The organism is Streptomyces davaonensis JCM 4913, from assembly GCF_000349325.1.
GTDB classification, from domain to species: domain Bacteria; phylum Actinomycetota; class Actinomycetes; order Streptomycetales; family Streptomycetaceae; genus Streptomyces; species Streptomyces davaonensis.
Genome location: NC_020504.1, coordinates 6,326,740 through 6,350,265, shown reverse-complemented (window position 1 = coordinate 6,350,265; position 23,526 = coordinate 6,326,740). Strand labels below are relative to the sequence as shown.

The following is a 23,526-nucleotide window of genomic DNA, read 5'->3' as shown; positions in this document are numbered from 1 at the left end:
AGCAAGGGGGTGTCCGGCAGAGCGTCAGGGCTGCCGGACACCCCCTGCCGCGTCGGTGAGCTCCAGCAGACTCACCGTCATCCCGGTCACCGGCATGCTCACCTTCACCGTGTACCGCCGCTGCAAGGCACCCGCCTGCTCCGGATCGATCGCGTTGAAGGGGAAGTCGGTGCCCTGCGTCAGCAGCCAGACGCGCCGCTCGTCCTTCCTCAGACAGCGGTCCGGTACGGCGCACTGGACCGCATAGAGGTCATCGATCTCGGCCGGTGTCCGCGTCAGAAACACGTCCCGCAGCCGCAGTTCGCGCGGCAGGTAGTACGCCACCCCACCGTCGAGCTTCCAGCTGTCGAAGCGGTCGTAGACGACGGCGTCCCCGGCCCGGTGGCCCCGCTCGATCACCTCGGCCGCCGCCGCGTAGTCAAGGATCACCGGGGCGTTGTGCTCGAACGGCTGCCGCATCTGCCGCTGGTCCGACAGCGTCAGCAGGGCCAGCACCACGACCCCGGCCGCGACCGCCTTCCAGGAGCGCCGGGCCGCATCGAGCCCCGCCCCGGCGAGCAGCGCCCAGGCCGGAAGGGTGAACAGGACGTACACGCCACGGAAGTACGACACCTCGCCGTGGGAGAAGGCCCACACCAGGGCCGGGGGCACCAGTGCCCAGATGCCGCACAGCAGCAGCGGCGCCCTGCGCTCCGAGCGGGCCGTCAGGGCGAGGGCGGCCAGGGCTCCGGCGCCGACCGCGGAGGCGAACAGGTCCTGCGGGAGGGAGAGCAGCGCCCAGCCGTCCGGCGCCGGTACCCAGTACAGCTGGCGTCCGGCCTGGGACCTGCCGAGCAGGGCGAGCGGGGTGACACACGCGGCGGCCGCGGCCAGGGCGAGGCCCGACCGCCACCACAGGGAGCGGTCCTGCCGCGCCCGGGCGACGAGCAGAGCGGCGTGGGCGAGTACGACGGACAGCGCGATCAGATGGAGGGCTCCGGTGCAGGCCAGTGCGAGGACGTAGGCGGCCCAGCGCCAAAGGCTGCGCGGCCGGTCCAATGCCCGGAGCAGGAGAAGAGTGGCGAGCGAGACGGCGAACAGCACCAGCGCATAGGAGCGGGCCTCATGGCCGTAACGACTCACCGCCGGTACGAGCCCGAACAGCAAACCGGCGAGAATTCCGGCCCGATATCCGAAGAGCCGGTCCCCGAGGAGCGCCACGACCGAGGCCGCGGCGGCCACCGCGAATAGGGACGGCAGCCGCAGGGAAAGGACGGAATCCCCGAACAGCGTGACCCAGCCGTGCATCAGCAGGTAATAGGCGCCGTGCACGGCGTCGACGTTGCGCAGGGTGGCCAGGATCCGGTCGGTGTCCCGGCCGACCATGTCCCAGGTGACAAGCTCGTCGCGGCCCAGCAACGGCCCGGTCAGCCCGAAGCCGCCGACCAGCAGGGTGAGGACGAGGGGCGCCGCCCAGAGCACCACCCTGCCCCGCACGAACCGCCCCTCGGCGGACTCCTGGAATTCCTCGCGAGGCGGAGGAAGCTGCGCGGTGATTACCATAAGAAATTCTCCGGTCCGGCGACGGGTAACAGGCGACAGGAACGCGAGCGGAACCACTCCCTTATACCGACCGAACCACCAATGGCTCCTTGCACCCACCCCCACGACTCGATAAATTCACCGACCGGTCCTTTTCTCCGGAGAAAAGAAAAAGGCATGAAAACGGTCTGTCTCAATATGATCGTCAAGGACGAGGCCCATGTGATCCGCCGCTGCCTCGAATCCGTACGGCCCCTGGTCGACTCCTGGGTGATCCTCGACACCGGCTCGACCGACGGCACCCAGGGCATCGTCCGCGAGACCCTCGCCGACCTGCCCGGAACCCTGCACGAGAGCCCGTGGCGCGGCTTCGGCGCAAGCCGCACGGAGGCCATCGAACGAGCCCGAACCACCCAGGCGAGCCACCTCCTCTTCATCGACGCCGACGACGTCCTGGAGACGGCCCCCGACTTCACGCGCCCGGACCTGACCCACGACTGCTACGACATCGAGGTGCGCCACGGCCCCGTGGTCCACTGGCGCCCGGCACTGGTCTCCACCCGCCTGCCCTGGCGGTACGTGGGCGTGCTGCACGAATACCTGGAGTGCGACACGGAGTTCACCCGGGCCACCCTGAACGGCGTCCGCATGATGATCATGGGCGGCGGCGGCAGGTCCCAAGGCAGCCAGCGCACGAAGTACCTGCGCGACGCAGCAATCCTCAAAGACGGCCTGGCCAAAGAACCGAACAACACCCGCTACGCCTTCTACCTGGCCCAGAGCTGGCGCGACGCAGGCGAGCCGGCAAAGGCACTGGCGGCCTACGACCGTCGAGCAGCCATGGCGGGCTTCGCCGAGGAAGCCTTCTGCTCCCGCCTCTACGCGGCCCGCCTCGCCCAAACCCTGAAACGCCGCACACCGGAAATCATGACCCGCTACCTGGAGGCCCACGAGTTCCGCCCCACGCGAGCCGAACCCCTGGGCGAACTGGCCCACCTCTGCCGCACCCAAGGCGAACGCTGGCCCCTCGCCTACCTCTTCGCCCGCCGAGCGGCGGAACTCCCGCCCCCCGACGACATCCTCTTCGTCGAACACGCCTGGTACGACTGGAAAGCTCTCGACGAATGGGCGGTCGCGGCCTACTGGATCGGCGCCTACCGCGAGTCACTGGACGCCTGCGAGAAGCTCCTGGACGGCGGAGCGCTCCCCCCGGAGCACCGTGAACGAATCCTCGCCAATCGCGACTTCGCCCGCGCCAGGCTGGCCGTCGGCGCCCCCCGCCCCCAGCCGGCCTGAGAAAGGCGCACTTTGTTGCCAACTTGCGGGAGCCCGCCAGGGGAGTAACGTCGTTATTTAGTGCTCTGCGCAGGTGACGACCATGCCGTGCATTCACATGCAGATAGCACCTAAAACGCACCGCTCCCGAAAGTCACTCGCACCAACGGCCCCGGTGCCAATCCACCTCTGCCCGTGCTCACTAGCTGATGACGCACGGGTTTCGCACGCTCACAACAGGGTGGAACGTCATGCGACGCGTACTGCTTCTCATCCCGATGGCCCTCATCGGGATCATCGCATTCCTCGCGCCCAGCGCCTCTGCCGTCAGTCCGCACTTCGTGGGTACACCGACGGCCACACGCTCGGGCGACAGCCTTACGGTCTCCGGCAAAGAGGCCGGACTCGGCAACCAACAATCCGTCGACATACTGGTAACCGCGACCGCCGCCTGCATCAACCCCGGTGGTCACGGTCCGAATGCCGCCAACAAACAGAGTGTCGCCGGCGAAGGCCAATTCCCCGTGCAGAACGGCAAGGCCAACTTCTCGGTGACCCTGACAGCCACCTTCCAGCCTTCGTGCAGCCCTCCGATGACAGTTCAGTTCAGCAACGTCGTCGTCACTGACATCGGAAACGGCATCTCGGTCTCGCTGCGCGGCACCTTCTGACACTTCGTCAACTGAACGACCCGCGAGCACATGACTCGCGGGTCGCCCTCTTACTTCTTGACCGTGAACGGCAGCAACTTCTTGCCGGTCGGGCCGATTTGGATGTGGGTGTCCATCTGGGGGCAGACGCCGCAATCGAAGCACGGCGTCCAGCGGCAGTCCTCGACCTCGGTCTCGTCGAGGGCGTCCTGCCAGTCCTCCCAGAGCCAGTCCTTGTCCAGGCCCGAGTCCAGGTGGTCCCAGGGGAGGACTTCCTCGTAGGAGCGCTCGCGGGTGGTGTACCAGTCGACGTCGACGCCGAAGGGGGCCAGGGCCTTGTCGGCGCAGGCCATCCAGCGGTCGTAGGAGAAGTGCTCGCGCCAGCCGTCGAAGCGGCCGCCGTCGTCGTACACCGCGCGGATTACGGCGCCGATGCGGCGGTCGCCGCGGGACAGCAGGCCCTCCACGATGCCGGGCTTGCCGTCGTGGTAGCGGAAGCCGATGGAGCGGCCGTACTTCTTGTCGCCGCGGATCTTGTCGCGGAGCTTTTCGAGGCGCGCGTCCGTTTCCTCCGCGCTGAGCTGCGGGGCCCACTGGAAGGGGGTGTGGGGCTTGGGGACGAAGCCGCCGATCGAGACCGTGCAGCGGATGTCGTTCGAGCGCGACACCTCGCGGCCCTTCGCGATCACCTTCGTCGCCATGTCGGCGATCTGGAGGACGTCCTCGTCCGTCTCGGTCGGCAGGCCGCACATGAAGTACAGCTTCACCTGGCGCCAGCCGTTGCCGTAGGCGGTGGAGACCGTGCGGATCAGGTCGTCTTCCGAGACCATCTTGTTGATGACCTTGCGCATGCGCTCCGAGCCGCCCTCCGGCGCGAAGGTCAGGCCCGACCTACGGCCGTTGCGCGTCAGCTCGTTCGCCAGGTCCACGTTGAAGGCGTCCACGCGGGTGGAGGGGAGGGACAGGCCGATCTTGTCCTCCTCGTACCGGTCCGCCAGGCCCTTCGCCACCTCGCCGATCTCCGAGTGGTCCGCCGACGACAGCGACAGCAGGCCCACCTCCTCGAAGCCCGTCGCCTTCAGGCCCTTCTCGACCATCTCGCCGATGCCGGTGATCGAGCGCTCGCGCACCGGGCGGGTGATCATGCCCGCCTGGCAGAACCGGCAGCCTCGGGTGCAGCCGCGGAAGATCTCGACGGACATGCGCTCGTGGACTGTCTCGGCCAGCGGGACGAGAGGCTGCTTGGGGTACGGCCACTCGTCGAGGTCCATGACCGTGTGCTTCGACACGCGCCACGGGACGCCCGACTTGTTGGGGACCACGCGCGCGATACGGCCGTCGGGGAGGTACTCGACGTCATAGAACGCCGGGATGTACACCCCACCCGTCTTCGCCAGGCGGAAGAGGACCTCCTCGCGGCCGCCCGGCCGGCCCTCGGCCTTCCACTCCTTGATGATCCTCGTCATGTCCAGCACGGCCTGCTCGCCGTCGCCGATGATCGCCGCGTCGATGAAGTCCGCGATCGGCTCGGGGTTGAAGGCCGCGTGGCCGCCGGCCAGCACGATCGGGTCGTCGAGACCGCGGTCCTTGGACTCCAGCGGGATGCCCGCGAGGTCCAGCGCCGCCAGCATGTTGGTGTAGCCGAGCTCGGTGGAGAAGCTCAGGCCGAACACGTCGAAGTCGCGCACCGGGCGGTGGCTGTCCACCGTGAACTGCGGGACGCCGTGCTCCCGCATCAGGGCCTCCAGGTCCGGCCACACGCTGTAGGTGCGCTCGGCGAGGACGCCCTCCTGCTCGTTCAGGACCTCGTAGAGGATCATGACGCCCTGGTTGGGCAGCCCTACCTCGTAGGCGTCTGGGTACATGAGCGCCCAGCGGACATCGCAGCTCTCCCACGGCTTGACCGTGGAGTTGAGCTCTCCGCCCACGTACTGGATCGGCTTCTGCACGTGCGGGAGCAGGGCTTCGAGCTGCGGGAACACCGACGCAGCGACTTCGGCAGGCATCTCGCGTACCTTCATGAGCTGGACTGAACGGACAGGGGTGACCATCCAGCCTAACGCGAACGCGGCAGTGCCCCGGCACGCTCAGACTGTCGCCCGCTTCTTGATCTCCGTCCAGGCGCCCGGCAGCTGCGCCTCGTCGTCAGCCGCGCGGCGCTCCTCGCGGCCGTACAGCACCCCGTAGGTGAACGAGCTCTCCCCCGCCGACTGCGCGGTCCTGGCCAGCTCCCGCAGGGCCTCCCGGGTCATCACGCTGTCCTGGTGGTCGCCGAGCAGGTTCTGGAGGCTCTTCATCGACTTCAGCAGGGAGCGGGCGGGGTCGCCGAGGGCTGGTGCGGCGGCCTCGGCGGAGTACCGGGTCCGCTTGGCCTTCTTGCGCGCCTCGTGCAGGGCGAGGTCACGGTCATGACCCGGTGGGAGCCCGAGCGCCTGCTCGACCAGCTCCGACAGCTTCCCGAAGTCCTTTCCCACGGCCTTCCCGATCACCTTCTCCGGCTTCCCGGCGGCCGCCTTGAGCAGCGGCGGATCGGCCACCAGGGCGTCCAGCGTGCCCAGCAGCTCCAGATACCGCTTGCCGTCGAGTACGGCCATCAGGCGGCGCCGGGAGCCGCCGCTGCGGGCGTGGGACCAGGTGCGCAGCCTGGTGCGGACGGGGCCGGTCAGCAGGGTCCTGGGGAGTTCGTCGAGGGCCGCGGTGAGCCGCTCGGTCAGCACTTCCTGGTCCCGGTCGACGCCCAGCTCCCCGGCCAGCCACTTCAGCTCATCGCCGACCGGGTCGGTGACGGTGCGGTCGACGACCTTCCTGAACGACCGGAAGGCGCTGCGCATCCGCCGGGTGGCGACCCGCATCCGGTGCACGGAGTCGTACTCGTCGCGCCGTACGGCCGGGTCCAGCTCCACGATGGCGTCCCGCTGGGCGCGCAGATAGGCCAGGACATGGTCGCCGGCGGTGGCGAGGGGCGGGTCGGTCGGCTTTTCCTTCTTCCGCTTCTTCTTCGGGGCGAGGGCCGTCTCCGCGAGCGCCCTGGCCAGCTTCGAGGCCGCCGCCGAGGGCTGTACGCCCGCCTTGCGGAGCCGCTTGTCGATCTTGTCGAGAAAGGCGGGGTCGCCACCGTCGGCCAGCTCGACCTCGATCTCGGTCCACTGGGCGGCGGCACCGGTCCCGAGGCGCTCGGCGCGCACGGCGTCCACGCAGACCTCGGCGAGGAGCCGTCCGTCGGTGTCGACGAGATGGCGGACGTCGCGTTCGGAGCGCAACCGGACCAGGGGCAGCAGGGCGTTGTCGCGGACGCGGGAGCGGATCAGGCCGGTGAGGCTGCGGGGGACGGTGTCGGACAGCGGTGCGTGGATCTCGTCCCGGACATCCGCGGCGACGGGGAATTTCAGGTGCCAGCCCGCGTCGGACCCGCCGGTGCGGCGGCGCAGGGTGATCGAGGACGCGGCCAGCCGCTCGTCCTCGGTGTCGTAGTAGGTGGCGTCCAGTTGGGCGACGCCCTTGTCGATGACGGCCGCGACCCCGGCCACGCCGGTCAGGTCCGGCAGGCCGCTCTCGTCGGACTCGTACTTCCGCTCGATCTCGCGCTTCGTGTCCGCCATGACCCGAATCTAGTAGGAGTCATGGCGGTACAACAGGGCCTACTGGAGCCAAACCCCAGGGAAACAGGGGGTGACCGGCGGCTATGCGGACATCGGACGTTGCACCCGGATCGACTGGAGCAGTCCGACCGCCACCCACACCGAGAACATCGACGAGCCGCCGTAGGAGACGAAGGGCAGCGGCAGGCCGGTGACCGGCATGATGCCGAGCGTCATCCCGATGTTCTCGAAGGACTGGAAGGCGAACCAGGCCACGATTCCGGCCGCGACGATGGTGCCGTACAGCTCGGTCGTCTCGCGGGCGATCCGGCAGGCACGCCAGAGCAGGATGCCGAGCAGGACGATGATGAGCCCGCCGCCGACGAAGCCCAGCTCCTCCCCCGCCACCGTGAACACGAAGTCGGTCTGCTGCTCGGGCACGAACTGGCCGGTGGTCTGCGAGCCGTTGAACAGCCCCGATCCGGTGAGCCCGCCCGAACCGATCGCGATCCGCGCCTGGTTGGTGTTGTAGCCGACGCCCGCCGGGTCGAGGCTGGGGTTGGCGAAGGCGGCGAAGCGGGCGATCTGGTAGTCGTCCAGGATGTGCAGCTGCCACACGGCGATCGCACCCGTCGCGCCCGCCGCCAGCAGCCCGAACACCCAGCGGTTGGAGGCGCCGGAGGCCAGCAGCACGCCCAGCACGATGATCACCATCACCATGACCGAGCCGAGGTCGGGCATCAGCAGCACGATCAGTATCGGCACCGCGGCCAGGCCCAGGGCCTGGAGCACCGTGCGATGGTCGGGGTAGGGCTTGTCGCCCGCGTCCACTCTCGCCGCGAGCAGCATCGCCATGCCGAGGATGATCGTGACCTTCACGAACTCCGAGGGCTGGAGCGAGAAGCCGCCGCCGAGCACGATCCAGGAGTGCGCGCCGTTGACCGTCGAGCCGAGCGGGGTGAGCACCAGCAGGATCAGGAAGACCGAGGCGCCGTAGAGGATCGGGACCGCGGTGCGCAGGGTGCGGTGGCCGAGCCAGACGGTGCCGATCATCAGCGCGAAGCCGATGCCGGTGTTCAGCAGGTGCCGGAGCAGGAAGTAGTACTGGTCTCCCTGGTTGATCTCGGTGCGGTTCCGGGTCGCCGAGAACACCAGGACCGAACCGACCAGCGACAGCGCGATCGCCGCCAGCAGTATCGGCCAGTCCAGTCGGCGGGCGAGCGAGTCACGGGCGAGCAGCCGGGTCCAGCCCGCCCGCTCCGGCCCGTACCCCGAGACCTGGAAGCTGTTGGCGCCGGTCACGTCAGCCTCCTCGTACGCCGCCTGCGGCCCTGTCGGCGGCGGCGCGTCTCACGGTTCTCCGTCGTCGGTGTGCCCACCGTCGCCGCCTGCTGCTGCCCGTCCTCCTCGGGCAGGCCCTCCTGGCTGGCCCGCTGCTCCTTCGCCGGGTCCTTGGCGACCTTCGGGGAGAGGATCGACCCGTCCGCCTGGATCTTCGGCAGCTTCTTCTGCGGGGTCGGCAGCAGCGCGTTCTTCTTGCTGATGGCGCCGTCGTCGGAGACGCCGTACAGCGCGTCATAGATGTTGCGGACGGCGGGGCCGGAGGCGCCGGAGCCCGTACCACCCTGGGAGATCGTCATGACGATCGAGTAGTCCTTGGTGTACGTGGCGAACCAGGACGTCGTCTGCTTGCCGTAGACCTCGGCGGTACCGGTCTTGGCGTGCATCGGGATCTCGTCCTGGGGCCAGCCGCCGAACCGCCAGGCGGCGGTACCGCGGGTGGCGACGCCGGCCAGGGCGTCGTCCATCTGGGCCAGGGTCTGCTTGCTGACCGGCAGCTTGCCGTGCGACTCGGGCTTGATCTCCGAGACCTGCCGGCCATCGGCGCTGACGATCGCCTTGCCGACCGTCGGGTCGTACAGGGTGCCGCCGTTGGAGATGGCCGCGTAGATGGTGGCCATCTGGATCGGGGTCACCAGGGTGTCGCCCTGGCCGATGGAGTAGTTGATCTCGTCACCGGCGCGCATCTTGTTGCCTTCGAGGCAGTTCTCGTAGGCGATCTGCTCCACGTAGGAGCCGCCCTTCTTGCCGGTCTTGCACCAGGCGTCCTTGTTGGCCTTCCAGTAGGACTCCTTCCACTGGCGGTCGGGGACCCGGCCGGTGACCTCGTTGGGCAGGTCGATGCCGGTCTCCGCGCCGAGGCCGAACTGGTGGGCGGCCTTGTAGAACCAGTCCTTCGGCTGGCCCTTCTTGGGGTTGATGCCGCCGTCCTTCTTCCACTCGTTGTGCGCGAGGGAGTAGTAGACGGTGTCGCAGGAGACCTCCAGGGCGCGGCCGAGACCGATCGGGCCGTGGTTCTGCGACTCGAAGTTTTTGAAGACCTGGCCGCCGACGGAGTACGAGCTGGAGCAGTTGTAGCGGCCGTCGAAGTCGTAGCCGGCGTTGACCGCGGCGGCCGTGGAGACCACCTTGAAGATCGAGCCGGGCGCTGCCTGACCCTGTATGGCGCGGTTCAGCAGCGGGTAGTTGGAGGACTTGCCGGTGAGCTTCTTGTAGTCCTTGGCAGAGATGCCGCCCACCCAGGCGTTCGGGTCGTAGTTCGGGTTGGAGGCCATGGCGACGATCCGGCCGGTCTTGGCCTCCATCACCACGACCGCACCCGCGTCGGCCTTGTACCGCTGCTGGGTGTTGCGGTCCCATTCGGTGCGGGCCGTCTTCATCGCCTCGTTCAGCTCGTACTCGGCGACCCGCTGGACGCGGGCGTCGATGCTGGTGACGAGGTTGGAGCCGGGCTGGGCGGCGTCCGCCTCGGCCTGGCCGATGACCCGGCCGAGGTTGTCCACCTCGTAGCGGGTGACGCCGGCCTTGCCGCGCAGTTCCTTGTCGTACTGGCGCTCCAGGCCGGAGCGGCCGACCTGGTCGGAGCGGAGGTACGGCGACTCGGTGTCCTGGGCCTTGGTGATCTCCTCGTCGGTGACCGGGGAGAGATAGCCGAGGACCTGGGCGGTGTTGGAGCCGCCGGGGCCCACATAGCGCCGGACGGCCTGGGGTTCGGCGGTGATGCCGGGGAAGTCCTCGGCGCGCTCGCGGATCTGGAGGGCCTGCTTGGCGGTGGCCTCGTCGGTGATGGGGATCGGCTGGTACGGCGAGCCGTTCCAGCAGGGCTGGGGGGTCTCGGCGTCACAGAGCCGGACCTTCTCCATCACTTCCTTGGGCTTCATCTGGAGGACACCGGCCAGCTTGGTGAGGACGGACTTGCCGTCGTCCTTCATCTTCAGCAGGTCGGTGCGGGAGGCGGAGACGACCAGCCGCGTCTCGTTGTCGGCCAGTGGCACTCCGCGGGCGTCCAGGATCGAGCCGCGCACGGCCGGGTCGACGACCTGCTGGACGTGGTTGCCGGAGGCCTCCTTGGCGTAGGCGTCGCCCTCCCGGATCTGGAGGTACCACAGCCGCCCGCCGAGGGTGCCGAGGAGGGACAGGACGAGGATCTGGATCACGACGAGTCGGATCTGGACCCTTGGGGTCCGCCCGGTCTCGGGGATGTTGGTCACTGCGGCTGCCGCCCCCTCTCAGTGCGCCGACGTGTGTGCGCGTACGAATGATGAACGGCCGACCTGTGAGCCGTCGTTCCGCCCCCGGGAACTCGTTCGAGTGAACTGACGTGCCCTCACAGCCGCTTGACCCCCTTGATGCGTCCGGCGCGCGCGGTACGCGCCCGCGCCGCCTTCACCTTCAGCCCGCCGAGACCGCCGCGGCCGCCGAGCCCGCCGCGCTGACCGCCGAGTCCACCGCGCTGGCTGCCGATGCGCAGTCCGGTGCCGCCGGAGAGCCAGCCGCTGGAGATGTCGGACTTCTTCCCCGAGGAGTTGGTCTCGGCCAGTGGGTCGTTCTCCGCGCGCCGGGCCAGCGCCATGATCCCGGGGACCACGAACGGCGCGAGCAGCAGGTCGTAGAGCGCGGCCGTGAACAGCAGGCCGGTGAGGCCGACATGGCGGGCGGCGGTGTCGCCGACGAGGGCGCCGACTCCGGCGTAGAGCAGAGTGGAGCCGAGAGCCGCGGCGACCACCACGACCATGGGTCCGGTGGCCGACTTCAACTGGCCGTTCTCCGGCTTGATGAGGCCGGCGAGGTAGCCGATGACACAGAGCACCAGGGCGTAGCGGCCGGCGGCGTGGTCGGCGGGTGGGGCGAGGTCGGCGAGCAGGCCCGCGCCGAAGCCGATGAGGGCGCCGCCGACATGGCCGTAGACCATGGCGAGGCCCAGGACGGTCAGCAGGAGCAGGTCGGGGACGGCGCCCGGGAGGTGCAATCGGGCCAGGACGCTGACCTGGAGGACCAGGGCGACGACGACGAGCGAGGAGGAGAGCAGGATCCGGTTGACGCGCATGGGGCTTCAGCTCCTACTGCTCTTCTTGGTACTGGCCGTCGACGGGCGGCTGGCCGGACGGGGTGACGGTGACCGTCACGGTCGGGGTGGGGGTCGGCTTGGGCTTGGCGGGGAGCACCGTGTCGCGTGGGTCCTTCTTCGGGGCCTCGACGACGACGCCGACGATGTCGAGCTTGGTGAAGCTGACGTAGGGCGTGACGTAGAGGGTGCGGGTGAGGTCGCCGCCGGAGGGGTCGACGCGGCTCACCACGCCGACCGGGACGCCGGGCACGAAGGGCTTGTCGGCCTGCGAGCCGAAGGTGACCAGACGGTCGCCCTTCTTGATCTGCGCCTTGCCGTTGAGGAGTTCGACGCGCAGCGGGCCGTCGCCCTGTCCTGAGGCGAAGCCGAGTTCGTCGTTGCCCTCCATGCGGGTGCCGACGGTGAAGTCGGGGTCGCTGGCGAGCAGTACGGTCGCGGTGTTGGGGCCGACGGTGGTGACCCGGCCGACCAGGCCGTCGCCGTTGAGGACGGTCATGTCGCGCTTGAGCCCGTCGTTGGCACCGGCGTCGATGGTGATGGTCCAGGAGAAGCCCTGGGCCGCTCCTATCGCGATGACCTCCGCGCCCTTGATGCCGTACTGGCCCTCGCCCGCGATTTTCAGCATCTTGTCGAGCTGCTTGAGTCTGCTGCGGTTGCGGTCGTCGCTGCCGAGCTTCGCCTTGAGGGCCGCGTTCTCCTTCTCCAGCTCGGCGATCCGGTCATGGCGTTCGCCGGAGTCACGGATCGCGGAGACCGCGTTGCCGACGGGATCGACCGCGGCCGAGACGCCGTCCTCGATCGGGCCGAACACGGTGGCCGCCGCCTGGCGGGCACCGTCGACCGGGGAGTCCTCCCCGCCGCGGATGTCCACCGTGATCAGCGCGAACGCGATGGCGATCAGCAGCACCAGGAGCAGCCGGCTCTCTCGTGTGTCCCTCACGTGCGGCGGCCGTGCCCTTCCTCATAGGAATGCTTCGACATAGGAATTCTTCGAGCCCCAGGGAAACCCGAGGGGCTGCTTTTGGGAGCTTATGCCTCTATATCAACGATCCGCCGTACGAGAGGAGATCGTCTCGTACGGCGGAATCGAAGAGTTACGTCATCTGCGGGGCTGGGCGTCCAGGACCTGCTGGAGCGCCTCGAACTCCTCGACGCACTTGCCGGAGCCGAGCGCCACGCTGTCCAGCGGATCCTCGGCGATGTGGATCGGCATGCCGGTCTCCCGGCGCAGCCGCTCGTCGAGGCCGCGCAGCAGGGCGCCGCCGCCGGTCAGGACGATGCCGCGGTCCATGATGTCGCCGGACAGCTCAGGCGGGCACTTGTCGAGGGTCGTCTTGACCGCGTCGACAATGGCGTTGACGGGCTCCTCGATCGCCTTGCGGACTTCGGCGGCGGAGATGACGACGGTCTTGGGCAGCCCGGAGACGAGGTCCCGGCCGCGGATTTCGGTGTGTTCGTCAGCATCGAGGTCGTACGCCGAACCGATCGTGATCTTGATCTGCTCGGCCGTGCGCTCACCCAGCAGGAGCGAGTACTCCTTCTTGATGTGCTGGATGATCGCGTTGTCCAGTTCGTCGCCCGCGACGCGGATGGACTGGGCGGTGACGATGCCGCCGAGGGAGATGACCGCGACCTCCGTGGTGCCGCCGCCGATGTCGACCACCATGTTGCCCGTGGCCTCGTGGACCGGCAGGCCGGAGCCGATGGCCGCGGCCATGGGCTCCTCGATGATGTGCACCTGACGGGCGCCGGCCTGGGACGACGCCTCGATGACGGCGCGGCGCTCGACGCCGGTGATGCCCGAGGGCACACAGACGACGACCCGCGGACGAGCCAGATACCGCCGCTTGTGGATCTTCAGGATGAAGTAGCGGAGCATCCGCTCGGTGATCTCGAAGTCGGCGATCACGCCGTCCTTCAGCGGACGTACGGCAACGATGTTGCCGGGCGTGCGCCCGATCATCTTCTTCGCTTCGGCGCCGACCGCGAGGATGCCACCGGTGTTGGTGTTGATCGCGACGACGGACGGCTCATTGAGTACGATCCCGCGACCCCTGACGTACACCAGCGTGTTGGCGGTCCCGAGGTCGACAGCCATGTCACGGCCGATGAACGACATTGAGTTCCCCATCAGGATTCGTCTGGCCTTCCTGGGAGCTTTTGAGGGCATTTCAGGTCGGCGAAGTGGGTGCTGTGACGTGAAGGCTTCCATCGTAGACGCGCCTTCGCGAACACGGCGTGAGGGTCCTTCGCCATTGTCAGCAGATGATGTGCGGGTCCGCTCCTGGAGACGAGCGTTCGGGGACTCTCGTTCCCCCATACGCCCCGCATATGCCAGAAAGTCCGGGGGCGTTGCCCCCGGGCTCTCTGACCTGCTGCTTGTGGCGCTGCGGCTCAGGCGCGGCCGGGGAAGAAGATCTTCACCTCGCGTTCAGCGGACTCCTCGGAGTCCGAGGCGTGGATGAGGTTCTCCCGGACGATCACGCCGTAGTCGCCGCGGATGGAGCCCGGCGCGGCGGCGATCGGGTCGGTCGGACCGGCGAGCGCCCGCACACCCTCGATGACCCGCTCGCCCTCGACGATCAGCGCGACGACCGGGCCGGAGGACATGAACTCGACCAGCGGCTCGTAGAACGGCTTGCCCTTGTGCTCGCCGTAGTGCTGCTCCAGGGTCTCCTGGTCCAGGGAACGCAGTTCCAGCGCGGTGATCTGCCAGCCCGCCTTGCGCTCGATGCGGCTGATGATCTCGCCGGTCAGGCCACGACGGACGGCGTCGGGCTTGAGCAGGACGAGGGTGCGCTGGGTCACGACGGGCTCCTTAGTGCGTCAAGGGTGTGCGGGAAGACGAAGGTTACCCGGCGTGTCCGGGCACCTGTCACGCAGCGTCAGGTGTAGAGGCGTCGGCCTGCGCCGCGAATCTCGCCTTCGCCTCGTCGACCTTCCGGCCGTAGTGCACGGACGCCCACCACAGGGCCGCGAAGACCACGCCGAGCACGAACATCGTCGGGACGACGAAGCCGGAGGCGATCAGCACGACCTGGAGCACCCAGCCGAGGGCGATGCCGCCGGGCCGGGTGACAAGACCGCACAGCAGCAGGCACAGGAACATCGCGATCCCGCTGACCGTCCACACCGTCCCCATGGACAGATCCGGATCCTTCATGGCGACCAGACCGGCGAAGCCGATCACGAAGAACTCGCCGATCAGGGTCGACGCGCAGAGCGTACGCATGCTTGAAAACCTCAGCCCTTCCCGAGCAGCAGTCGTGCCTCGCCGACCGTGATGACGGAACCGGTGACGAGCACCCCGCCGCCGGTGAACTCACCCTCCTCCTCGGCCAGCGTGATCGCGGCCTCCAGGGCGTCCGGCAGCCGCGGCTCGACCTGCACCCGCTCCTCGCCGAACACCTCCACGGCGATCGCGGCCAGTTCGTCGACGTCCATCGCGCGATGGCTGGAGTTCTGGGTGATGACGACCTCGGCGAAGAGCGGCTCGAAGGCCTCCAGCAGCCCTCGTACGTTCTTGTCGCCGCTGGCCCCGACCACGCCGATCAGCCGGCTGAAGTCGAAGGCCTCGCCGACCGCCTCGGCGGTCACCCGGGCGCCCGCCGGGTTGTGCGCGGCGTCCAGCACGACGGTCGGCGACCGGCGTACGACCTCCATGCGGCCCGGCGAGGCGACGGCCGCGAAGGCCTTGCGGACGGTGTCGATGTCCAGCGGCTCGGCGCGCACGGCACCGACGCCGAAGAACGCCTCCACGGCGGCCAGCGCCACGGCGGCGTTGTGCGCCTGGTGGGCGCCGTGCAGCGGGAGGTAGATCTCCGGGTACTCCCCGCCGAGGCCGCGCAGGGTGGCCAGTTGTCCGCCGACGGCGACCTGCCGGGACACCACCCCGAACTCCAGCCCTTCGCGGGCGACGGTCGCGTCGACCTCCACGGCCTTCTTCAGCAGCACCTGCGCCGCGTCCACCGGTTGCTGGGCCAGGATGACGGTCGCGTCCTGCTTGACGATGCCGGCCTTCTCGGCGGCGATCTCGGCGGGCGTCTCACCGAGCCGGTCGGTGTGGTCCAGGTCGATGGGGGTGACGACGGCGACGTCACCGTCGATGACGTTGGTGGCGTCCCAGGAGCCGCCCATGCCGACCTCCACGACGGCCACGTCGACGGGCGCGTCGGCGAAGGCGGCGTAGGCCATGCCGGTCAGCACCTCGAAGAAGGACAGCCGGTACTCCTGCGCCGCGTCGACCATCTCGATGTACGGCTTGATGTCGTTGTACGTCTCGATGAACCGCTCGGCGGAGATCGCGGCGCCGTCCAGGCTGATCCGCTCGGTGACGGACTGGACGTGCGGGGAGGTGTATCGGCCGGTCCGCAGCTCGAAGGCGCCGAGCAGGGCCTCGATCATGCGGGCCGTGGTGGTCTTGCCGTTCGTGCCGGTGATGTGGATCGAGGGGTACGAGCGCTGCGGCTCGCCCAGCACGTCCATCAGCGCGGCGATACGGCTGACGGAGGGCTCCAGCTTGGTCTCGCCCCACCGAGTGGCGAGCTCCGCTTCGACTTCGCGCAGGGCCTTGTCGACCTCGGGGTCCTCGGGGCGCGTGGGTACGTCCGCGCTCGGGGCTCCGCCCTGGGTGCGGAGGGTACGGCTGCCGGCCTCGATGACCGCGAGATCGGGGTCGCGGTCGGTCTCTTCCGCGATGATCTCGTCGAAGGGGTCGCTTTCACTCACGGGGTCAGTCTACGGAGGCCGACTGACATACGTAGGCCAAGGCCCCCGGAGCCGACAGCTCCGGGGGCCTACGGACACGTGACTGCCTATGCCTCCGGCAGCCTGTCCAGCTGGGCCTGGATTCGGGCGATGTCCTCGTCCGCCTTCGTCAGGCGGCCGCGGATCTTGTCCACGACGTTATCCGGGGCCTTCGCCAGGAACGCCTCGTTGCCGAGCTTGGCCGTGGCCTGGGCCTTCTCCTTCTCCGCGGCGGCGAGGTCCTTCGCGAGGCGCTTGCGCTCCGCGGCGACATCGATCGTGCCGGAGAGGTCGAGGGCGACCTCCGCGCCCGCGACCGGGAGGGTCGCCGTGGCCGTGAAGGCGTCGCCCTCGGGCTGGAGGCGCAGGAGCTGCCGGATGGCGGCCTCGTGCGGCGCCAGGGCCGTGCCGTCCAGGGTCAGGCGGGCCGGGACCCGCTGGCCGGGCTGGAGGCCCTGGTCGGCGCGGAAGCGGCGGACCTCGGTGATGACGGACTGGAGGCTCTCGATCTCCCGCTCGGCCGCCTGGTCCCGGAAGCCGCTGTCCTTCGGCCACTCGGCGATGACGAGCGACTCGCCGCCGGTGAGGGTCGTCCACAGGGTCTCGGTGACGAACGGGACGATCGGGTGCAGCAGCTTCAGCGTGACGTCGAGGACCTCGCCGAGGACCCGCTGGGAGACCTCGGCCGGCTCGCCGCCCGCCTGGAAGGTGGTCTTGGACAGCTCGACGTACCAGTCGAAGACCTCGTCCCAGGCGAAGTGGAACAACGCGTCGGAGAGCTTCGCGAACTGGAAGTCCTCGTAGAGCGCGTCCACTTCGGCGACGACGGAGTTCAGGCGGGAGAGGATCCAGCGGTCGGTCGCCGACATGCGCGAGGCGTCCGGGAGTTCGCCCTCGACCGTCGCGCCGTTCATCAGCGCGAAGCGGGTGGCGTTCCAGATCTTGTTGGCGAAGTTGCGGGAGCCCTGGACCCAGTCCTCGCCGATCGGGACGTCGACGCCCGGGTTGGCACCACGCGCGAGCGTGAACCGGAGCGCGTCGCTGCCGTACTTGTCCATCCAGTCCAGCGGATTGACCGCGTTCCCGAAGGACTTCGACATCTTCTTGCCGAACTGGTCGCGGACCATGCCGTGCAGGGCGATGGTGTGGAACGGCGGGGTGCCGTCCATCGCGTACAGGCCGAACATCATCATCCGGGCGACCCAGAAGAAGAGGATGTCGTAGCCGGTGACCAGGACGGAGTTCGGGTAGAACTTCGCGAGCGACTCGGTCTGTTCGGGCCAGCCGAGGGTGGAGAAGGGCCACAGGCCGGAGGAGAACCAGGTGTCGAGGACGTCGGTGTCCTGGTGCCAGCCCTCACCGGTCGGGGCCTCGTCGTCGGGCCCGACACAGACGACTTCACCATTGGGCCCGTACCAGACGGGAATCCGGTGACCCCACCACAACTGCCGCGAAATGCACCAGTCGTGGAGGTTGTCGACCCAGTCGAAGTACCGCTTCTCCATCTCCTGCGGATGGATCTTGACGCGGCCGTCGCGGACGGCGTCACCGGCGGCCTTCGCCAGCGGACCGACCTTGACCCACCACTGCATGGACAGCCGGGGCTCGATGGTGGTCTTGCAGCGCGAGCAGTGCCCGACGGAGTGGACGTAGGGCCGCTTCTCGGTGACGATCCGGCCCTCGGCGCGCAGGGCAGCGACGATCGCGGAGCGCGCTTCGAGCCGGTCCAGGCCCTGGAAGGGGCCGTGGGCGGTGATGACGGCGTGCTCGTCCATGATCGCGATGGCCGGCAGGTCGTGCCGCTGGCCGATCTCGAAGTCGTTCGGGTCGTGCGCCGGGGTCACCTTGACGGCGCCGGTGCCGAATTCGGGGTCGACGTGCTCGTCGGCGACGACCGGGATGGAACGGTCGGTGAGGGGCAGGCGGATGAGCTTGCCGACGAGGTGCTTGTACCGCTCGTCCTCGGGGTGAACGGCGACGGCGGTGTCACCGAGCATGGTCTCGGCACGGGTTGTGGCGACGACGATGGTGTCGTCGCCCTCGCCGTACTTCATGGAGACGAGCTCGCCGTCGTCGTCCTGGTACTCGACCTCGATGTCGGAGATGGCGGTGAGGCACCGCGGGCACCAGTTGATGATGCGCTCGGCGCGGTAGATCAGCTCATCGTCGTAGAGCCGCTTGAAGATGGTCTGAACGGCCTGCGAGAGCCCTTCGTCCATGGTGAAGCGCTCACGAGACCAGGCGACACCGTCGCCCAGGCGCCGCATCTGCCCGGAGATCTGCCCGCCGGACTCGCCCTTCCACTGCCAGACGCGCTCGACGAAGGCTTCCCGCCCGAGATCGTGCCGGGACTTGCCCTCCTTGCCCAGCTCGCGCTCGACGACGTTCTGGGTGGCGATACCGGCGTGGTCCATGCCGGGCTGCCAGAGCGTCTCGTACCCCTGCATGCGCTTACGCCGCGTGAGGGCGTCGATGAGGGTGTGCTCGAAGGCGTGCCCGAGGTGCAGGCTGCCGGTGACATTCGGCGGCGGGATGACGATGGTGTACGGGGCCTTGTCACTCTTCTCGTCGGCCTCGAAGTAACCGCGCTCTACCCAGCGCTCGTACAGCGGCCCCTCTACATCGGCCGGCGCGTACTGGGTCGGCAGTTCGGTGTTGGGCGCTGGTGGCTGCTGCTGAGCGTTCTCGGTCACGGGCTCAGTTTAGGGGTGTCGCGGGGCTGTCCCGAAACGCCTTTGTTCTGTAACGGTGCGCCCCCCGATGCAACGCGCGCCCCCTGTCTGGTCCAGGATGTCAGGACCACATAAGCATCTGGAGGGGAACCCAGTAATGAGCTACAACCAGCCGGGCCCGTACGGCGGGCAGCCCCAGCAGCCCGGACCGTACGGCCAGCCGGGCCCGTACGGCCAACAGCCGCAGGCCCCCCAGCCCGGCTACGGCTACCCCCAGCAGCCGGCCCAGCCCCAGCCGGGCTACGGCTACCCCCAGCAGGGCGGCGTCCCACCGCAGCAGCCCCCGTACGGCCAGCAGCAGCCGTACGGCGGCGCCCCGATGCCCCCGGCCCCGGGCGGCGGCAAGAAGAAGACCGGGATCATCCTGGGCGCGGTGGCGGTCGTGGCGGCCATCGGTGTGGGCGTGTACTTCGTGATCGGTGGTGGCGGCGGCGCCGGCGGCGTCGAGGACGACGGTCCGCACAAGCTGACGACGCCGGCGACGGTGCTCGACGAGTACAAGAAGTCCGAGAGTGGCGGCGACACCATGACGGAAGAGGACTTGGCGGACGCCGAGAAGTGGGGTGTGCACGACCCCAAGGACGTCAGCGCCGGGTACTCGTCCGGGGACGAGGACAATCCGCTGAGCCAGAAGGGGCTCAACTTCAGCGGTGTCTACGGCACGATCGACGACCCCGAGAAGACCGTCGACGCGATGTTCGCTCACATGAAGGAAGAGAGCGAGAAGGACGCCGAGAACGAGGACGTCTCCCTGGTCGGCGAGCCGAAGGCGTACGAGCCGGCTTCGCTGAAGGGCGCGGTGCTCAAGTGCCAGCAGGCCTCGGCACCCACCGGCACAAGCAGCGCGGGCCCGAAGGACGTGACGCTCACCATCTGCATCTGGGGCGACCACAGCACCCTCGGAGTTGTCATGCCGATGGACTTCGCCAACCTCGCGGCCGGCCGGAGCAGTGACGCGGCCGCCGACGCGGAACTGACCGCCAAGCTCCGCAACGAGGTCCGCGTCAAGGCCTGAGGCCCTGCTCGGCACACACGACAAGAGGCGGCTCGGAACCTCGAGCCGCCTCTCTCAGGTCTTACCGCTTACGTCAACGACACTGACCAAGCGCTGACATCAGGCCCGAAGGCAGGCCTTACCCGAGACACTCGACGCCACGTTGAGGTTGGCAAGGCCGACCAGGCACTTCGGGTTGGCCGTCTTCCCGATCCCCGTGAAGATCACCCCGTGGCTGCATGCTGCCCTGACCTTGGGGCCGACCGTATAGCCATGGCTGCCCACGTACTCCGTACACGCAATCTGATCCGCACTCGCGGTCGTTGCGGTGAGCAGCGGCATGACCCCTGCAACCGCCACCACTCCCACGACCGACAGCATCCGCTTCGCCGTGCCACGCCTCACTGTGAATCCTCCCGTTTTCTTCGCCACCCATGGATCGAACAGCCATTCGTTGGTCGGGATTCATGAGATCACGAGGGCGAAGAGGTAAGGCATCTGCACCGTGAAGCTGGCCTGATCGTTCCACCGGTCGACGCGAAAGAGACGAACTCAAATGCCAGAAGGGGCGCCCTGCGGTAGTCGCCGGACGCCCCTGCGGAACTCTCAGATACTGCCTACGCCGTCTTCTGCTCCCCCGGCCCCCGCCCGTTCCGCGCGTCGCGGGGGATCAGGGTCGGGTTGACGTTGGAGTGGACGACGTCTGCTGTGATGACTACTCGGGCCACGTCGTTTCGGGACGGGACCTCGTACATCACGGACATGAGGACTTCCTCCATGATGGCGCGGAGGCCTCGGGCGCCGGTCTGGCGGAGGATGGCCTGGTCGGCGATGGCCTCCAGGGCCTCTCGTTCGAAGTCCAGTTCCACGCCGTCGAGTTCGAAGAGGCGCTGGTATTGCTTCACCAACGCGTTGCGGGGTTCGACCAGGATCTGGAGCAGGGCCTCGCGGTCCAGGTTGTGGACCGACGTGATGACGGGCAGACGGCCGATGAACTCCGGGATCATCCCGAATTTCACCAGGTCCTCCGGCATGACGTCCTCGAACTGGTCCTTGGCCTCCAGCTCGCGCTTCGAGCGGATCGTCGCGCCGAAGCCGATGCCCTTGGCACCGGCCCGGGACTCGATGATCTTCTCCAGGCCCGCGAAGGCGCCGCCCACGATGAACAGGACGTTCGTCGTGTCGATCTGGATGAACTCCTGGTGGGGGTGCTTGCGGCCGCCCTGGGGCGGGACCGAGGCCGTGGTGCCCTCCAGGATCTTCAGCAGGGCCTGCTGGACGCCCTCGCCCGACACGTCGCGGGTGATGGAAGGGTTTTCACTCTTCCTCGCGACCTTGTCGATCTCGTCGATGTAGATGATCCCGGTCTCGGCCTTCTTGACGTCGTAGTCCGCCGCCTGGATCAGCTTCAGGAGGATGTTCTCCACGTCCTCGCCCACATAGCCCGCCTCCGTCAGCGCCGTCGCGTCGGCGATCGCGAAGGGGACGTTCAGCATGCGCGCCAGGGTCTGGGCGAGGAGGGTCTTGCCGGAGCCCGTGGGGCCCAGCAGCAGGATGTTGGACTTCGCCAACTCGATCGCGTCGTCACGGCCGTTGGCGCCGCCGTTCTCACCGGCCTGGACGCGCTTGTAGTGGTTGTACACCGCGACCGAAAGGGCCTTCTTGGCGGCCTCCTGGCCCACCACGTAGCCCTCGAGGAACTCGTAGATCTCGCGGGGCTTCGGGAGCTCCTCCCAACGCACCTCGCTGGTCTCCGCGAGCTCTTCCTCGATGATCTCGTTGCAGAGATCGATGCACTCGTCGCAGATGTACACACCGGGCCCTGCGATGAGCTTCTTGACCTGCTTCTGGCTCTTGCCGCAGAACGAGCACTTGAGCAGATCGCCGCCGTCACCGATGCGTGCCACGGTGTGCTTCCCCTTCGCCTGGGAGACGCCTAGGTCCAGCGGCTCCTGGTGCTGCCTTATTCCGACGGTACCTTGCCGGGGGCCTCGTTCGGGCCCCCCTTGGCACGGTTCACTTTGTCGTGCACCGCGCCAAGGAGCGCCCGACGATACAGCCTCCGGGTCAGCGCACGGCCTCGTTGTTCATCTTCCGGGTGGAGATGATCTGGTCGATCAGGCCGTACGAGAGCGCTTCCTCGGCCGTGAGGATCTTGTCGCGCTCGATGTCCTCGCGGATCTTCTCGATCGGCGTGGTGGAGTGCTTGGCCAGCATCTCCTCCAGCTGCGCGCGCATCCGGAGGATTTCGTTCGCGGCGATTTCGAGGTCCGAGACCTGGCCCCGGCCCGTCTCGCTGTACGGCTGGTGGATCAGGACCCGGGCGTTGGGCAGCGCCATGCGCTTGCCGGGCGTACCGGCGGCCAGCAGGATCGCGGCGGCGGAGGCCGCCTGGCCCATGCAGACCGTCTGGATGTCCGGCTTCACGAACTGCATCGTGTCGTAGATGGCCGTCAGCGCCGTGAAGGAGCCGCCAGGGCTGTTGATGTAGACCGAGATGTCCCGGTCGGGGTCCATCGACTCCAGGCACAGCAGCTGCGCCATGACGTCGTTGGCCGAGGCGTCGTCGATCTGGACGCCGAGGAAGATCACCCGCTCCTCGAAGAGCTTCGCGTACGGGTCGTACTCGCGGATGCCCTGCGAGGTGCGCTCCACGAAGCGCGGGATGACGTAACGGGACTCGGCGGTCGGGCCCGTGTACTCGGCGCGGGTGCGGTCGTAGAGGCCGCTGCCGGGGAAGTCGTTCACTGTCTGTCTCCTAGGGGCTGAGGCGGTCGGCTGGGGGCTGTGCTGGGGCCTCAGGCCCCGGTGCCGCCGCCGCCCGGCATGTTGGCGGCCGTGGTGATGACGTCGTCGATCAGGCCGTACTCCTTGGCCTCGTCGGCGTCGAACCAGCGGTCGCGGTCGGAGTCGCGAGTGATCTGCTCGAACGACTGTCCGGTGTGCTGGGACGTGAGCTCCGCCATGCGCTTCTTGGTGTGCAGCAGCCGCTCGGCGTGGATCTTGATGTCCGACGCGGAACCGGCCAGGCCGGCCGACGGCTGGTGGATCAGGATCTCGGCATTCGGGAGCGCGAAGCGCTTGCCCGGGGTACCCGCGCTGAGCAGGAACTGGCCCATCGAGGCGGCGAGGCCCATGGCGATGGTCACCACGTCGTTCTTGATGTACTGCATGGTGTCGTAGATCGCCATGCCGGCCGTGATCGAGCCGCCGGGGCTGTTGATGTAGAGGTAAATGTCCTTGTCCGGGTCCGCGGCAAGGAGCAGAAGCTGCGCGGTGATCTTGTTCGCGATGTCGTCGTCGACCGGCTGGCCGAGGAAGATGATCCGCTCGTTGAGCAGCCGGTTGTAGACCTGGTCACCGAGGCCACCACCGATGGAAGGCTCGCCGGCGGCGGAGGGCATCAGATTCGTCACGTATCCACCTGCTCGTCTTACGACGGCGCCGGGCCGTCTCACGTTTCCCTAGCGGGGCTGGAGCCGATTCGGGGACTCCCCTGCCCTCTTATTCATGGACCCTAACGCGCTGGTCCCTTCGGGGAATCCCGGAGCGGGGAGTGTTCGCCGGGGGCGTAGCGCAGTGGTGACAATTGGTATGCGGGCGGCTGCGGGTCGTCTGTGGC

General features: G+C 68.3%; 19 protein-coding genes. 3 read left to right on the top strand and 16 right to left on the bottom strand.

The features are described 5' to 3' along the window. Nucleotides 1-24: 24 nt before the first annotated feature. Nucleotides 25-1,476, bottom strand: coding sequence for a glycosyltransferase family 39 protein (locus BN159_RS28165; protein ID WP_162146278.1), 1,452 nt, complete (start codon nt 1,474-1,476; stop codon nt 25-27). A 243-nt stretch (nt 1,477-1,719) separates the two neighbouring features. Between BN159_RS28165 and BN159_RS28160 the strand changes: the two genes are divergently transcribed. Both BN159_RS28160 and BN159_RS28155 read left to right on the top strand, forming a co-directional pair. After that, nucleotides 1,720-2,817 carry a glycosyltransferase gene (locus BN159_RS28160; RefSeq protein WP_051113553.1) on the top strand — a complete coding sequence of 366 codons (1,098 nt, stop codon included), beginning with the start codon at nt 1,720-1,722 and terminating at the stop codon, nt 2,815-2,817. A 230-nt stretch (nt 2,818-3,047) separates the two neighbouring features. Beyond that, nucleotides 3,048-3,467, top strand: a complete 420-nt coding sequence (locus tag BN159_RS28155) for a hypothetical protein (protein ID WP_015660403.1) — start codon at nt 3,048-3,050, stop codon at nt 3,465-3,467. Nucleotides 3,468-3,517: 50 nt separating this feature from the next. On the opposite strand, the gene BN159_RS28150 is transcribed toward BN159_RS28155, so the two are convergent. The 11 genes from BN159_RS28150 to BN159_RS28100 all read right to left on the bottom strand — a co-directional run bounded on the left by BN159_RS28150 (nt 3,518) and on the right by BN159_RS28100 (nt 18,871). Then, the gene (locus BN159_RS28150; RefSeq protein WP_015660402.1) at nt 3,518-5,452 is read right to left on the bottom strand and encodes a TIGR03960 family B12-binding radical SAM protein; all 1,935 of its coding nucleotides are present in this window, start codon (nt 5,450-5,452) and stop codon (nt 3,518-3,520) included. 81 nt (nt 5,453-5,533) lie between these two features. Then, nucleotides 5,534-7,045 (bottom strand): CYTH and CHAD domain-containing protein, encoded by a 1,512-nt coding sequence (locus BN159_RS28145; RefSeq protein WP_015660401.1) that lies wholly within the window; start codon nt 7,043-7,045, stop codon nt 5,534-5,536. Nucleotides 7,046-7,126: 81 nt separating this feature from the next. Next, nucleotides 7,127-8,326 carry a rod shape-determining protein RodA gene (gene rodA, locus BN159_RS28140; RefSeq protein ID WP_015660400.1) on the bottom strand — a complete coding sequence of 400 codons (1,200 nt, stop codon included), beginning with the start codon at nt 8,324-8,326 and terminating at the stop codon, nt 7,127-7,129. Beyond that, nucleotides 8,323-10,575: a penicillin-binding protein 2 gene (mrdA, locus tag BN159_RS28135; RefSeq protein ID WP_015660399.1), complete on the bottom strand. Its 2,253-nt coding sequence runs from the start codon at nt 10,573-10,575 to the stop codon at nt 8,323-8,325. The genes rodA and mrdA overlap by 4 nt, the downstream gene beginning before the upstream one ends. A 116-nt stretch (nt 10,576-10,691) precedes the next feature. Next, entirely contained in the window at nt 10,692-11,411 is a 720-nt protein-coding gene (mreD, locus tag BN159_RS28130; protein WP_015660398.1) for a rod shape-determining protein MreD, read from the bottom strand. Between the two features lie 13 nt (nt 11,412-11,424). Next, the gene (gene mreC, locus BN159_RS28125; RefSeq protein ID WP_015660397.1) at nt 11,425-12,372 is read right to left on the bottom strand and encodes a rod shape-determining protein MreC; all 948 of its coding nucleotides are present in this window, start codon (nt 12,370-12,372) and stop codon (nt 11,425-11,427) included. Between the two features lie 159 nt (nt 12,373-12,531). Then, complete coding sequence (locus BN159_RS28120; RefSeq protein ID WP_004931372.1) at nt 12,532-13,551, bottom strand: rod shape-determining protein; 1,020 nt, start codon at nt 13,549-13,551, stop codon at nt 12,532-12,534. Between the two features lie 275 nt (nt 13,552-13,826). Further along, nucleotides 13,827-14,240, bottom strand: coding sequence for a nucleoside-diphosphate kinase (gene ndk, locus BN159_RS28115; RefSeq protein WP_015660396.1), 414 nt, complete (start codon nt 14,238-14,240; stop codon nt 13,827-13,829). Nucleotides 14,241-14,307: 67 nt separating this feature from the next. Continuing rightward, nucleotides 14,308-14,664: a DUF4233 domain-containing protein gene (locus BN159_RS28110; protein WP_015660395.1), complete on the bottom strand. Its 357-nt coding sequence runs from the start codon at nt 14,662-14,664 to the stop codon at nt 14,308-14,310. Between the two features lie 11 nt (nt 14,665-14,675). Continuing rightward, nucleotides 14,676-16,160, bottom strand: a complete 1,485-nt coding sequence (folC, locus tag BN159_RS28105; RefSeq protein ID WP_015660394.1) for a bifunctional tetrahydrofolate synthase/dihydrofolate synthase — start codon at nt 16,158-16,160, stop codon at nt 14,676-14,678. An 86-nt stretch (nt 16,161-16,246) separates the two neighbouring features. Continuing rightward, nucleotides 16,247-18,871: a valine--tRNA ligase gene (locus tag BN159_RS28100; protein ID WP_015660393.1), complete on the bottom strand. Its 2,625-nt coding sequence runs from the start codon at nt 18,869-18,871 to the stop codon at nt 16,247-16,249. Nucleotides 18,872-19,007: 136 nt separating this feature from the next. On the opposite strand from BN159_RS28100, the gene BN159_RS28095 reads away from it, so the two are divergent. Next, nucleotides 19,008-19,925, top strand: coding sequence for a hypothetical protein (locus tag BN159_RS28095; RefSeq protein ID WP_015660392.1), 918 nt, complete (start codon nt 19,008-19,010; stop codon nt 19,923-19,925). Between the two features lie 99 nt (nt 19,926-20,024). On the opposite strand, the gene BN159_RS28090 is transcribed toward BN159_RS28095, so the two are convergent. From BN159_RS28090 to BN159_RS28075, 4 genes are all read right to left on the bottom strand, one after another. Continuing rightward, entirely contained in the window at nt 20,025-20,336 is a 312-nt protein-coding gene (locus BN159_RS28090; protein WP_157901121.1) for a hypothetical protein, read from the bottom strand. Between the two features lie 185 nt (nt 20,337-20,521). Then, nucleotides 20,522-21,811 (bottom strand): ATP-dependent Clp protease ATP-binding subunit ClpX, encoded by a 1,290-nt coding sequence (clpX, locus tag BN159_RS28085; RefSeq protein ID WP_015660390.1) that lies wholly within the window; start codon nt 21,809-21,811, stop codon nt 20,522-20,524. A gap of 160 nt (nt 21,812-21,971) precedes the next feature. After that, a complete protein-coding gene (locus BN159_RS28080) occupies nt 21,972-22,652 on the bottom strand; it encodes an ATP-dependent Clp protease proteolytic subunit (protein WP_015660389.1) in 681 nt (226 codons plus the stop codon). A 50-nt stretch (nt 22,653-22,702) separates the two neighbouring features. Further along, the gene (locus tag BN159_RS28075; RefSeq protein WP_051113679.1) at nt 22,703-23,308 is read right to left on the bottom strand and encodes an ATP-dependent Clp protease proteolytic subunit; all 606 of its coding nucleotides are present in this window, start codon (nt 23,306-23,308) and stop codon (nt 22,703-22,705) included. Between the last annotated feature and the right edge of the window lie 218 nt (nt 23,309-23,526).

Bases quoted from the DNA above. Each gene is read 5' to 3' on its own strand.
- mreD (WP_015660398.1), bottom strand. From the start codon at position 11,411: ATGCGCGTCAACCGGATCCTGCTCTCCTCCTCGCTCGTCGTCGTCGCC.
- BN159_RS28155 (WP_015660403.1), top strand. From the start codon at position 3,048: ATGCGACGCGTACTGCTTCTCATCCCGATGGCCCTCATCGGGATCATC.
- BN159_RS28145 (WP_015660401.1), bottom strand. From the start codon at position 7,045: ATGGCGGACACGAAGCGCGAGATCGAGCGGAAGTACGAGTCCGACGAG.
- BN159_RS28110 (WP_015660395.1), bottom strand. From the start codon at position 14,664: ATGCGTACGCTCTGCGCGTCGACCCTGATCGGCGAGTTCTTCGTGATC.
- BN159_RS28075 (WP_051113679.1), bottom strand. From the start codon at position 23,308: ATGCCCTCCGCCGCCGGCGAGCCTTCCATCGGTGGTGGCCTCGGTGAC.
- BN159_RS28120 (WP_004931372.1), bottom strand. From the start codon at position 13,551: ATGTCGTTCATCGGCCGTGACATGGCTGTCGACCTCGGGACCGCCAAC.
- BN159_RS28150 (WP_015660402.1), bottom strand. From the start codon at position 5,452: ATGCCTGCCGAAGTCGCTGCGTCGGTGTTCCCGCAGCTCGAAGCCCTG.
- BN159_RS28095 (WP_015660392.1), top strand. From the start codon at position 19,008: ATGAGCTACAACCAGCCGGGCCCGTACGGCGGGCAGCCCCAGCAGCCC.
- BN159_RS28160 (WP_051113553.1), top strand. From the start codon at position 1,720: ATGATCGTCAAGGACGAGGCCCATGTGATCCGCCGCTGCCTCGAATCC.